The 12,021-nt window shown below is 59.8% G+C and carries 15 protein-coding genes; 12 read left to right on the top strand and 3 right to left on the bottom strand.

The window, feature by feature from the left end; translation table 11 throughout:
* Positions 1 to 76 precede the first annotated feature (76 nt).
* From FEZ59_RS20765 to FEZ59_RS20730, 8 genes are all read left to right on the top strand, one after another.
* The gene (locus tag FEZ59_RS20765; RefSeq protein WP_046379631.1) at positions 77 to 730 is read left to right on the top strand and encodes a TetR/AcrR family transcriptional regulator; all 654 of its coding nucleotides are present in this window, start codon (positions 77 to 79) and stop codon (positions 728 to 730) included.
* Positions 731 to 808: 78 nt separating this feature from the next.
* A complete protein-coding gene (locus FEZ59_RS20760) occupies positions 809 to 1,714 on the top strand; it encodes a metal-dependent hydrolase (protein ID WP_153212859.1) in 906 nt (301 codons plus the stop codon).
* Complete coding sequence (locus FEZ59_RS20755) at positions 1,711 to 2,847, top strand: PDR/VanB family oxidoreductase (protein WP_172933115.1); 1,137 nt, start codon at positions 1,711 to 1,713, stop codon at positions 2,845 to 2,847. The genes FEZ59_RS20760 and FEZ59_RS20755 overlap by 4 nt, the downstream gene beginning before the upstream one ends.
* A gap of 44 nt (positions 2,848 to 2,891) precedes the next feature.
* Positions 2,892 to 3,290 (top strand): limonene-1,2-epoxide hydrolase family protein, encoded by a 399-nt coding sequence (locus FEZ59_RS20750; protein ID WP_242459889.1) that lies wholly within the window; start codon positions 2,892 to 2,894, stop codon positions 3,288 to 3,290.
* Positions 3,291 to 3,484: 194 nt separating this feature from the next.
* Positions 3,485 to 3,664 carry a hypothetical protein gene (locus tag FEZ59_RS20745; protein WP_029256695.1) on the top strand — a complete coding sequence of 60 codons (180 nt, stop codon included), beginning with the start codon at positions 3,485 to 3,487 and terminating at the stop codon, positions 3,662 to 3,664.
* A gap of 54 nt (positions 3,665 to 3,718) precedes the next feature.
* Positions 3,719 to 4,147: a hypothetical protein gene (locus FEZ59_RS20740; RefSeq protein WP_139148462.1), complete on the top strand. Its 429-nt coding sequence runs from the start codon at positions 3,719 to 3,721 to the stop codon at positions 4,145 to 4,147.
* A 55-nt stretch (positions 4,148 to 4,202) separates the two neighbouring features.
* On the top strand, positions 4,203 to 4,715 hold the full coding sequence (locus FEZ59_RS20735; RefSeq protein ID WP_052741000.1) for a helix-turn-helix transcriptional regulator: 513 nt from the start codon (positions 4,203 to 4,205) through the stop codon (positions 4,713 to 4,715).
* Between the two features lie 121 nt (positions 4,716 to 4,836).
* Positions 4,837 to 5,109, top strand: a complete 273-nt coding sequence (locus tag FEZ59_RS20730; protein WP_172933113.1) for a hypothetical protein — start codon at positions 4,837 to 4,839, stop codon at positions 5,107 to 5,109.
* Here FEZ59_RS20730 and FEZ59_RS20725 read toward each other — a convergent pair.
* Positions 5,097 to 5,384 (bottom strand): hypothetical protein, encoded by a 288-nt coding sequence (locus tag FEZ59_RS20725; RefSeq protein WP_202023083.1) that lies wholly within the window; start codon positions 5,382 to 5,384, stop codon positions 5,097 to 5,099. The two genes, FEZ59_RS20730 and FEZ59_RS20725, sit on opposite strands and share 13 nt — an antisense overlap.
* Before the next feature lie 436 nt (positions 5,385 to 5,820).
* Here FEZ59_RS20725 and FEZ59_RS20720 point away from each other — a divergent pair, with 436 nt between their 5' ends.
* From FEZ59_RS20720 to FEZ59_RS20710, 3 genes are all read left to right on the top strand, one after another.
* The gene (locus tag FEZ59_RS20720; RefSeq protein WP_172933112.1) at positions 5,821 to 6,786 is read left to right on the top strand and encodes a ferritin-like domain-containing protein; all 966 of its coding nucleotides are present in this window, start codon (positions 5,821 to 5,823) and stop codon (positions 6,784 to 6,786) included.
* Positions 6,787 to 7,414: 628 nt separating this feature from the next.
* The gene (locus FEZ59_RS20715) at positions 7,415 to 7,876 is read left to right on the top strand and encodes an Hsp20/alpha crystallin family protein (RefSeq protein WP_029256700.1); all 462 of its coding nucleotides are present in this window, start codon (positions 7,415 to 7,417) and stop codon (positions 7,874 to 7,876) included.
* A gap of 180 nt (positions 7,877 to 8,056) precedes the next feature.
* The gene (locus FEZ59_RS20710; protein ID WP_172933111.1) at positions 8,057 to 8,407 is read left to right on the top strand and encodes a hypothetical protein; all 351 of its coding nucleotides are present in this window, start codon (positions 8,057 to 8,059) and stop codon (positions 8,405 to 8,407) included.
* A 301-nt stretch (positions 8,408 to 8,708) separates the two neighbouring features.
* Here the strand turns inward: FEZ59_RS20710 and FEZ59_RS20705 are convergent, their stop codons facing one another.
* Positions 8,709 to 9,779: a hypothetical protein gene (locus FEZ59_RS20705; RefSeq protein ID WP_172933110.1), complete on the bottom strand. Its 1,071-nt coding sequence runs from the start codon at positions 9,777 to 9,779 to the stop codon at positions 8,709 to 8,711.
* A 152-nt stretch (positions 9,780 to 9,931) separates the two neighbouring features.
* The gene (locus tag FEZ59_RS20700; protein WP_172933109.1) at positions 9,932 to 11,161 is read right to left on the bottom strand and encodes a hypothetical protein; all 1,230 of its coding nucleotides are present in this window, start codon (positions 11,159 to 11,161) and stop codon (positions 9,932 to 9,934) included.
* A 227-nt stretch (positions 11,162 to 11,388) separates the two neighbouring features.
* Between FEZ59_RS20700 and FEZ59_RS20695 the strand changes: the two genes are divergently transcribed.
* Positions 11,389 to 11,820, top strand: a complete 432-nt coding sequence (locus FEZ59_RS20695; RefSeq protein ID WP_172933108.1) for a hypothetical protein — start codon at positions 11,389 to 11,391, stop codon at positions 11,818 to 11,820.
* Positions 11,821 to 12,021 lie beyond the last annotated feature (201 nt).

Here is a 12,021-nt window from a genome sequence, read left to right as displayed (position 1 = left end):
CTGAACCGGTTCTCCGTCAGGCCACGTCGACGGCTCAACGAGAGAACCGATGGCGCCAGGCAGGTTATGATGCAGTATGCGCAGGCTGGCCGGATCGTTCGATCGTGACCTCCCCGGATTGCCGCGTGGCCGCGGCCGCCTCGCTGCGGGCGAGGTCCAAGACGCGCAACGTGATCGCATTCTGCGTGCGGTGATCTCGTCGACTGCGGAGAAGGGGATCGCCTCGACCACGATCGCCGACGTCGTCGGGCGTGCCAGGGTATCTCGCCAAGCTTTCTACAAGCAGTTCGAGAGCAAAGAAGCGTGCTTGATCGCAGCGATCGACGCAGGCATCGAGGTGATCGTCTCCAACATCACCTCGACACAAAGCTCGAACACCAATTTGTCTCTACACGAACAGCTTTCGGCTGTAATCGAGAAGTATCTCGAGACGTGTTCGTCCGAACCGGAGTTCGTGCGAGCTTGGGTGGTGGACCTACCTGTGGCCGGCCCGGCAGGGGTGGCGAAGCGCAACGAGTACGTGGAACTGCTCGCCGATGCATTGCTCGTCGGCTACTCGTCCAAGTCTTCAGAAGCCCCGGGGCGTGAAGTGTTTCTCGCGGCGATCGGCGGTTGCAACGAGTTGTTCTACCGCCAGGTGGTTGACGGGTCGAATTCGTACATGAATCTTCATGCGCCGATCATGTCCTTCCTTGAACGGGTACTGGATCTCTCGTCCGACCCTTCGTAGTCCGGTGTTGACAAGCCACGGGTAGATCGCCATGCTCATTCATAAGTACTGCTGCGTACTTATGAGTGAGGAGTGGTCATGCGAATTACGAGTGGACTGACACAGCGTCCGATCGCACCGCCCGGCCGGGTAGCGATCCGTCCGCGGCGAGTCGATTTCGACTGGGAGAAAGCGCCTTTGGTGTGGTTGCCGAACGAGCCGATCGCCTCATACCTCCTCGGCTCGATGAACCTCGTCATCCCGGAGGGCGAACGGATGATGATCCAGGCCTTCGAGCAGGCTCTCCCGGACGTGCACGACGAGAAGCTTCGCGAGGACATGCTCGGTTTCATGGGCCAAGAATTGCTGCACGCAGAGGCGCATGACGAGGTCATGAATCAGGTGTTCACACGGCACGGGATCGACCCGGCCCCGTTCAACCGCCAGATGCAGTATTTCTTCCGTAGAACTTTGGGCATCGGTGACGACTCCGATCCGCGGGCCATCCGGCAGCGTCTGATCGAGCGTCTCGGGATTTGCGCGTCTTCGGAGCATATGTTCGCGTTCGTGGGCGACTGGGCGTTGAACGCGGACTTGGAGAAATTCGGCGCGGATCCGCAGATGCTTGACCTCTATCGGTGGCATGGGGCCGAAGAGGTCGAGCATCGTGCCGTGGCACACGAGGTCGCCACGTACTTCGGAGTCGGCTACTTTCGCCGCTGTATCTCCATGATCATCACGTGGCCAATCTTTTTGGGGTGGTTGCTCCGTGCTGCGATGTATCTGAGCCGCAACGACCCCAACACGCCGAACATCGGTTATCCGCGATTGCTACTGGAATTCGTCCGCGCCGGACGCCGCGGACTGGTGCCTGGTGTATCGAAATGGTTCTGGAGCGGTGTGTCGACGTTCGTGCCGGGATTTCACCCCGACAGTGTGGGGTCCACCGCCCAGGCCCTCGCCTACGTCGCGCAATCGCCAGCGGCCAAGCGGGTCAACACATGACACGCAACGCGCCCGAACTCACGCAGCGGTGGCCGGCCCCCCGCGAGATCCCGGTCGACCTACGCCGCGGCAAGCGCCGCGACTCGATTCTGCGCATTCTGGATGTCCTGGTCTCCACGCAGGTAAAGGTGGCTGTCTTGATTCATCGCGACGAGCCATCGGAAAACCGGATCGACGAGTACAAGACAACGCTCACGGTGTCGGAGCGCACGACGGTGGCCACCGACAACGACGTGGTCAGTCTCGAACTGCGAGCACCTGACGGCAGCGACCTCGAACGGTGGTATCCCGGGGCACACCTCGACCTGCACCTGCCCTCGGGACGGATACGTCAGTACTCGCTGTGCGGCGATCCCGCCGACCGACGCTGCTACCGGATCGCGGTACGCCGGATTTCTGATGGTGGCGGCGGATCGAACGAGGTGCACGACGAGTTGCCAGTCGGTACCGTCGTCGGCGTTCGCGGTCCACGCAACGCGTTCGGGTTCGTCGAACCCGGGCGAATCGAGCGCGCGAAGCGCGTTCACTTCGTGGCGGGTGGCATCGGCATCACACCGATACTCCCGATGGTCTGCGAGGCGGAGCGTATGGGCCTGGATTGGTCGCTGGTGTACGTCGGTCGCGAGCGCCGCACACTACCGTTCCGCGAGGAATTGTCGCCGTTTGGTGATCGGGTCACCATCCGCACCGACGACGAATACGGCCTACCCGCAGCGAACGATCTTCTCCCGCCGAATGTCCGCAGCGGCGACGCGATCTACTGTTGCGGTCCGGTCCCGATGATGGACCTGATCACAGCAGGTGTGCGCAACGAGCCCGGTGTGGAAGTGCACGCCGAACGCTTTTCCGCCGCACCGGTCGTCGATGGACGTCCCTTCCGCATCCAACTGGCTCGCACCGGTCAGGTCATCGATGTCGCCGCCGACCAGACCGCACTGGACGCGGTGCTGCGTGTGAACCCGAAAGCCCCCTATTCATGTCGTCAGGGCTTCTGCGGCACCTGCATGGTCCACGTCAGCGACGGCGACGTCGATCATCGTGACAATTCGTTGAGCGCAGCCGAGCGCGCCGCCGGCAACATGCTCCTGTGCGTTTCGCGCAGCAACAGTCCCTGCCTGACGGTCACCACATGAATCCACCGATGAGAAAACACAATTCCCGACGACCGGAGTACCTGTTGAACGACGATCAACTGACATCGCGGGTGGTGGACCTGCTGATCGCACTGGAGGAAATGGACGCCGATGCCGTGCGAGCACTCGTCGATCCCGACATCGAATGGCGCAACACCGGCCTGCCCAGCGTGCGTGGAAGCAAACGCGTCGAACGGGCGCTCACGATCGTCTCTCGCCTGATCACCAGGTACGAGGTCGTGGAAGTGCTCACGATGACCACCGACCACAACACCGTGTCCTCCCGGCGAAGAGAGATCATCCGCATCGGATGGTTTGCCATGCACCTCGACGTAGACGGCCACTACACATTCTCAAACGGCCGGCTGCGCCTTTGGGACGACCGCTTCTCCTACCGCGAACTGCTCCGCGGATTGCGATTCGGCCCACCCGCCCGAATCTGAGGTAGCGACGTTTTGTGTCTCATTTTTGCCGGGGCAGTCCTCACCGGATGCTGAAATCTCCCCCCTGCGGCCTCTCGACTACATCCTCTGCTCAGGAGTTCGGCTGCTGGTGCGGGCAACTCTCACCGAGTTCACGGTCGCGTATGTGACCGGCTCGTTGTGCCGTTGGACCGCAACGGGATTGGATACCGCTGATGGATGCACGACAATTGTTCGCCCTCGGCGCGCTCGGTACCGGGATGTTGTCGCTGGCCTTGCAACTGACCGCGCTGTGTCTCGGCGCCGAGGACGCGGAGCGGTACGTCTTTGTTCGCGCCGCCAATGCCACCGCGGTCCTCAGCCTTGCTCTGCTGTCCGCCGCGTTTGTCTTCTGACCGACGGCTGGATGACTTTCCGGGCGCAACATGTTCACGAACGAAGGAGTTTCGGTGAATCCACCCATAAACCACTACCGCCGGCGATCGGTGAAATCGATCCTCTTCGGCGGAGTCGTTGCAGCACTGCTGCTCTCGGGATGCACGATCAGTTCAGCAGGCCCCACTACCGAAGGCAGGCAGTCGTCGAAGATGCCCACCGACTCCGAGCAGATCACCACGGTGATCCGATCTCACCTCGATGCACTCCGTACCGGCTCGACCGAGAGCGCTGCTGCCACCGTCTGCGCCGAGAAGCAGGTATCAACCACGACCACTGGAAAGGTGTTGCCGGCAATCACACTCGATGCAGTCGAGTACGTCACCCTCCAAGGATCGACAGCCACAGCGACCGTACGCGGACATCTGGATGACGCTCCGGAGACCTCGATCGGCAAGGTCGTGTCGTTGACCTCCACCAGTGGCCACTGGCTCATCTGCTAAGCCTGCACCGCTTCGGCAAGCACAGGATAGGAACGAGAGAATTGAGGTAGCGGTGATGGTAGGCCGTGCGACGGACGAGAACGTCTTTCAACTCCGGTTGAACGAGCTTTTCTCCGGCTCCGATCGGCGCCTGACGAACACCGCTGTGGCTAACGGCCTTCTCGCACGGGGCTACCGAATCTCGACACCGTATCTCTCACAGCTTCGACACGGCGTCCGCTCGAGCCCATCGGATGAGGTGGTGTCAGCGCTGGCCGACTACTTCGATGTCCCTCCCGGCTATTTCTTCACCATCCCCTGGTCCGGCGATCGCGCGCGCATTCACGACGAGGACGCGGAGATAGTCGCTCATCTCGCCGACCCGGAACTGAGACAGTTGCTCCGGGCCGCGAACGGACTCTCGGCGACCTCACTTGAACTGTTGTCGAATCTGGCTGCCGCACTACGTATCTCCGAAAGCCGTCGGAAGACGCCCACACGGACTCAACGTCCTACACCCGATCGACCGAAAACCGGCACCACGACCGCGGCGAATCAATCCCACCGATGTGATCTGACCCCCAAGTAAACCCATAGGGTTGCCGACTATTTGCCAAATGGCGTTCACTGGCACGCCCCCTCCACCTATTTTGGTTTCGAGACACCGGATTCGGCCCCTGACTAGATCCGAACGAAGAAAGGCCCTTTCGATGACACGTGCACTCAAGATCGTTGCCGCTCTGGCCATCCCAGCGGCTGCTGGAGCTGTGGCGGTTGCCGGCGCAGGATCTGCCTCGGCGACGACTCCGGTATCGGGAGACGGTTACGTCGGAGTCATTCTCGATCACCACGAGACGGTCGTCGCGAGCCAGATCAAGGCGGGCAATCTGATCAACGCCGCATTCGGCGACGCCTGGACTGTCGGGTTTCCGCACGATTCCATCTGGCACACCGGAGCATGGACCCCGGGTCAGTCCTCATGATGCTTGTCGTCAGCACGAGTCTGGAATTCCGAGAACTGTTCGTCGAGGTTTTCGACCTTCTCGTCCGACATCTCCGTGACGTGGTCGGCGAAAGCTGTCCCGGCGACTGTGCCGCCGGTCCCGGGCACCGTGACCGTCTCTCTCGATCCAGGCTCGTATCTTTTGTCCATCTCGTCCGCGAACTCTTTCGCCCCGTCAGCGGTGTCGGGACTTGTTTCGGATCCAGTCGTACCCTCTTGGCCGGCATCAACGTGCCCGGAACTTTCCACGTTCACTGGTATCCCACTCTCTGCATCGACACCGACCGGTCGTCGCTTCAGGCAACCTGCCGACACTCGAACGGGTTGCTCGGCAGCCTGTTTCGTCGACATATCAGTTGCGGGGTCACGACGCATTGGAGGTACCCCGTCCGCCGCACGGCGAATCCGGAATGTTGGTCCGCGGTATCCAACGACCTACACGCGCGGTGGTACAGGGACTGCGAGATCCTCGCGGACGAATCAGGCCGCCCCACCATGAAATCGGCCCCCGCCACCCTTGGCCCAATTACTCGTCGATGCGGTTCGACATCCGCAGCGAAGTTGCGGTGGTTACTAGGAGGTAGGTCGGGGTAGCCCGCGTATCGGCGGTGGCTCCGCGGTCCGCGGAGCACTCGTCGAGCACAAGCTGAACATCATGTAAAGCACGCACCGACGAAGGGACGACCCCGATATGAGCAACTCCGAAACCACGTCCGCCTTGATCAACCAGCTGCGCATCATCCTCGGTCTGACACATGCCGAGATCCAGGTCGCCGAAACACGCGTCGCTCAAGCCAGAACCGAAGCGGTTCGACGCGAACTCACGGAAAACGCAGAGAACGGTCGAGAAAGGGCCAGTTCCATCGAGTCCACGATTCGCGATCTGGGTGGCGTTCCGGAATCGGTCGGTCCGTTCCTCGGACGAGCGACAGCAGGCGTGAAAGCGATGGTCGAACAGGCCCAGCCCTTCGACGAAGCTGTACTGGGAGACCTTGCGCTCGAACATCAACTCCTCGACCGCTCCCGCTACCTCAAGGCCCTGGCCACTGCCGGCGGCGATCAGACCGTCGCGGCGTTGGCCGACCGCCTCATCACTGCACACTCCGCGACTGTGGACTGGCTGACCACCGCCCTTGCCGAGGAGGCACTCGGGGGGCCGGCAGCTTTGCGTCGCACTCCGTTCCAAGCGGCCACCGGAGCAGCCATTCGACTGGTCAACGTTCCGGTCTCCTGGTCCACCCGCAGTCTCGACCGTGCCATCGACGCTGTTCGCACGTCGCCGCCGGTATTGGGTGAGCTGATCAGCTGGGGCGCATATGCCGGTGACGTGACTGTGAAAACACTGTCGGCCAGTAGGGATGCGGCCATCGCCACGGCTGAGAAAGTCACTCGCCGAGAAGGTGCTGACGGTGCCGCGGATGTCTTCCGTTCGGTACGCAAGTCGAGTGGGTTACTCGACCCCGCTGAACTTCCCATCGAAGACTTCGACGAACTCAACGTCACCCAGGCCGTCTCCGCGGTGAAGGAACTGGCCGACGCCGCACAGGTACGAGACATCGTTGCGTACGAGGAAGCGCACAAGAACCGACACGGCGTCGTATCCGCTGCACAGGCAAGACTTGCGGCGATCGCCCAGGAAGTCGTCGGAATTAACTGACCTTCGTATCCGCCTGAGGAGGGCGAGAGAAAACAGCCTCTGCATTGCTTCGTGTCCCGAAGAACCGAGCAAGGCCAGACCGCCCCGAACACAACTACAAAGCACTCCCGAAATCGGCGATACTCGTTCATCACGACAGGTTCCGGGCATACGGGGCGGGGGCTGACCACGCATCAAAGTCAGCCCCCACCGCCGTTTCTGCAGTTTAGGGCTGTCAGCGCAAACTCACCATGGAAGAACGCGCCTGTCTGCTCGAAATCTACGAGACGCGGCAGTTTCTGAATCGAAACACATTGCAAGAATACGGGTTTGAAGCAATCGCCGTTGTACGCGAACATCGATCTTGCTGGGCGCAGCGGCAGTCGTAATCCCGCACGAACTCGACCGGCATCTGACAGCATCTCGACACCGGCAATTCCCGTTCCGCCCCCACCCCATGGGGTTGGCAACCGCCGTTGTTCCTGCTCCGATGCTGCCTTGTTCGCGGCCGAGACCCTCCTCGAAAAAATCTGGCACTCTCAGTTGCAGAGTGCTAATTCGTGTGGTTATCATGTTCTCGCACAGTAAGTTCGGTCGACCGCCACAGTGGCGGGGACCTTTCGTTTCACGACATGGGAGGTGTGTTGCTGTGCTTCGTTTCGATCCTTTCACCGACATCGATGCGATCACCAAGTCCGTCCTCGCCGCGGGAACCGGCAACGGACGCAGTCCACGGTTCATGCCGATGGACCTCTACAAGGTCGAGGACCAGTACGTCCTGCACGCCGATCTTCCCGGCGTCGATCCCGGCTCGGTGGACGTTCACATCGACGGCTCGACTCTGACGTTGACCGCGCATCGCACGGCCCTCTCCGAAGAGGGTGTGAGCTGGCTGGCGAGTGAGCGTTTCGCTGGAACCTACAGACGACAGCTGTCGATCAGCGACGACATCGACGCCGAACAGATCGTCGCCTCGTACGACAACGGCGTGTTGACGGTAACGTTGCCGATCGCGGAGAAGGCGAAACCGCGGCGGATCGAGGTCTCCTCCGGACCGCCCTCACGTACCGAAACCATCGAAGCGACAAAGCAGGTGCAGGTCGAAGCCTGATCCTGCTAGCCCGGACGAGCGTTCCCACGGTGGGGTGCGTTCCGAAGACACGCGATGCGTGCTCGGGACTCACCCCACCGCCCGTTCGATCCCCACCGCCGTTCGATCCCCTCTGCACCCGTATGGCCGATCGGCCCATCCACCACACGAAAGAATCAGCACGAGAACACTTTAGCCGTCATGACTGCATCAACCTTCCCCCCGCACGAGCAATCCGACAACACAGGCAACACCGAATCCCGCCCGCACACCTCGCCCGATTGGTGGGATCACCACCGCCCGATCAACAGCGATGAATACAGCGACATGGCGTTGATGCTCGGTGCACTCTCGATACTGACATTCTGGATGTTCGGCCTCGGCATCCTCCTCGGTGCCGCCGCCATCGGAACCGCACTGGCAGCGCGCCGACCCGACACCCCCGGACACGATCCGGGGGACAACACCGCCGGCGTGGTCGGGATCCTCACCGGCATTGCCGGAATCGCCTTCGGCATCGTCTTCCTCACTGCAGCACTACCCCACCTGTAGACAAACCGAATTTTGCACTAGTGGAATCGAATTGGTGCTTGTAGCAGGATCTCACAAGATCTGAAATCCGTCCCACCTTCAGGCGATGGCGGCAGCAGCTGCCGCCATCGCCTGAAAATGAGACAGACACCTGCGGAAACTGCCCCAATGAGACGGGAATGATCCCGCAACTTGAGACAAGTCCGGTAAGGCAAGCCTAAACTATAGAATCTGGCTCGATCTCAAGATCGTGCGCAGCACTCGACGTACCGTCACGTCACACCTGAAGCCACTCGAGATCGATCGAGAGAAGACGGGCGAATCATGACGGTCTCGTTCGGTGGTAGACGCGACCGAGGTTTGTCTGCTTCAGGATGGGGCCGAATGCCATGCTTAAAGCACTGCAGTTAAGTGCAGTGTCCGGGCGAAAGGTGTCGGATTGCGCTCGATCACCTCGAAGCTCCGAGACGACACTGAAGCTTTGCAGATCTCCCTTCTCAGGGTAGATGTGAGGCGAGGTGATCGTCGCTGGATCACCCGCTCCGTCATAGAGCACGACCAAGTGACTCAACGCATCACGTTCGAATGTGTCACCGATTTTCGCGGTGGTCCAGTTCTTGTCCGCAGAATTGTAACGCGGCAGAAAATATGAGATGAGCGCTCTTTCTACGAGATCGACCAACTCGACATTGCCTGGTCCGATGTGTCCATCTTTTTCAAAGCGGCCCAAAACTGCCAAATTTGGTTGCGCACCAGAAGGTTCGGGGTGCGACGAGTCCACAGGTGTGAATACTGTGCGAGAAACAAGAATCGGAACGACAATCACGTTCCAATCATCAACCTCGGCGTATTCACTTTGAATTCGTTGAAAAGCCTTATGCCCATTTCTTATACGGTCGATCACTGAATGTTTCGATCGGCCGATGTAGAGAAGTTCATGACGGAGCAGAGTTGCGGAGTCGACCGGCGGCAATGTCGGTGCACAGCTTGCCGCCAACCCGGCCGCAGGCAGCGTGACTTCCGTACCGTCGTCGAACCTCACGATCGCGTTTCGTTGCAATTGCTCGGTGCCGACGATGAAGCCCTCTCTAGTTACTGGCGGAGAGCGATATTCGTCAGTCAATTCGACGCGCGCAGTCCGCGGAGGGGTGCGAACGGATGGGAAAAGACTTCCGCAGTCGAGGACACCTCCCGACAGGCTTGTGTAACTGACGGCGCCAGAATGCCCGATTTCAACATGGATTCGAGGCCGTGCAAGAACCATGTAAAGGCGGCTCTGGTCCAGGCTGCCGAAGTACTGCCTTGATTTAATAATCTCAGGTAACGACGCATGCAGTTGGGGCTCCAGGTAGACAACAAGGGCGCTTCCTGGATATGTCGTCGCTTCTTGCATTTTGATATCTCCTGGTCGGTTCGGAAGCAGCCCTGTCGTGACGCGGCCTGCATGCGGCTGTAGATGCGAAGCTGACGGCGAATGTATGCGAGCGACTGTTCTCTGTCAGGTTCTCGCCGAGTCACTGTTCGGCAGCGATTAGCGATCGGCGCCTACCGGCTCTCTCCGCGCAGCCATCGTAGGAATCGTTGCCTCAAGTTGCTTCGCGATTGCACATGGGACCGTGAATGTTGTTGACCTAATTTGGGAGGCGTCGCTATGGCTGCGACTGAATGCAGTTCCCTGCTCAACGGTGACGGCGCAGAGACAGGCGTTTCAACCGGATAGACTGGCAAGATACACATTTCGGGTTGCGCCGGGTGCGATCCAACTTCCGGGACTCCAACAGCAATCTTGCCCGATGTTACCTCGGGCGGGGTTTCCGCCTTGAGCTGAATTTCGGACGCCGCTAAGGCGCGAAGACGCTGCTGTTGCAACTCACGGCCGCACTCCTCAGCCCATTCGCGACGCCAGCGTTCGTACCGTTCTAGGTCATCGGTGCGGATCCAGCCACCATGATGGTGAACCTCTCCCCTCGCCTTCCAACGCCGTTCACCTGACCAAACTTCCCGCAGAAATTGCTGAAGCGGCATCGGCGAGGTTTCGAAGAACACGACTCGCTTGTCAGGTATCCCGCGATTCTTCCACGGTTTCAACCCGGGATCTGGGCATGGGCGCAGAACGGTTCCTGTCGCGCGAATCCGGTAGCCGTGGCCATCATAGGCGTCCGGAGAATCAAGCCACGGTTCTCCTGGAGTCAAGTCGTAACGGGTAACATGATCCCGCGTTGGCCGGTCGATTCGTACGTGAACAGCTGGAGTATCGAAGAGGTACTTCTTGTTCTTATTGTTGAGTGCCATCCTCAGCAACCACAACACATCTGGGTGTTTCATGGTGCGTTCATCGAGATCGTCTGGGCTGCATTGAATCTCCACACGCCTGCGTTCGGTAGCTGACGCAACCCAAATGTCGGCGATCACTCCACCCGCGGCAGCTTTCTCCTCCTCAACCACATAACCCGCCTGCTCGGCCAACCAACGCACATGATGTTTGACCCATTCATGTTCAGCGCTGGGGCCAGTTCTCGTTCTGGGCGACGGGACCGTGACAGGAGACGCAACTTCAGCGTGGTCACATCCTTCGTTGCCGTTGTGCGCGAAGAATCTGGTGTCGGTACCTCTCGATTTATTGCTCCGTTGGACGGCCTTCAGCCGACAACGACAACCGTTGGAGTAATCCGAGCAGTAAATCACCCGTCCGGTCTTATACACCAACGCCCACTGCAGATCGTTACTAGCTTCGATGATTTGAGCCGTCTCTTCAAGCCATGCCGTTACCTTCATCGTCCCCCCTCCACACCATATCTATCAGCAGTCACCGACACATGCGACCGCAAGCTGACTGCCAAACCACGAGAGGTGCTCGGGTGTAGATAGCGGTGATGAGCGGTTACTTGAGCTAAAGTCCGTGCTGGACCGGATGAACTCGAAGCCGCTGGTTGCCGACTGATCGGCAATGGCGCCTGCGAGGTGATTCGTTACTCACTGCTACCCAGCCACTGTGGTCCGTTGTGAACTTCGTCGAGCCAAGAGAGATCTGCAGCGATACTTCCGACCAAAAGTCCGGGCAAGAAAAGGAGATGTCGTTGCGACTGGTCATCGGCGCTTCGGCAGGCGCGGTGTTCACGGCGATTTTGATACATCTGATTCTCCAAGGAACGCCTAGAACAATGGAGCAGGATTACATGGGGTCTAAGAAGAAGGCTGAATCCAAAGCTCGAGTTTCGTTGGCCCGCAGGTTAAGAACTGTCGAATTTGACAGCGTATGGGAGTTAGTGTTCGCGGCTGGCGCCTCACCGGCAGAACGTAGCCGATGGGTGGCCGTTGGCAGTCTGGCGAGCGCCGCGCTTGCCTCGGAAATTGAGGGCAAACGGAGAGCTTCCTCGGAGGAACTGAATACCCTACTTCGAGCCTGCGAAAACGAAGACAGCCGCATCGGTTAGATGCAGGACTTTCTCCCAACCGATCCCCGCGAGCACGTCGTAGTTCGTTTGGGAGAAAGCTTAGTTCGCCTGTTCCCTGGCTCTGTTGAACGACCCGTCGCAGACATCGATCGCGCGCTAATGGTCGCTTCCGCATGTGATGACCTCATCCGCGACAAATTTGGATTCGGAATCGTCGACTGAGGTTCCCCCCGAAAAGTG

Source organism: Rhodococcus sp. MS13, assembly GCF_013277835.1.
Classification (GTDB): Bacteria; Actinomycetota; Actinomycetes; order Mycobacteriales; family Mycobacteriaceae; genus Rhodococcus_F; species Rhodococcus_F erythropolis.
This window is presented reverse-complemented; position numbering and strand designations above follow the sequence as displayed.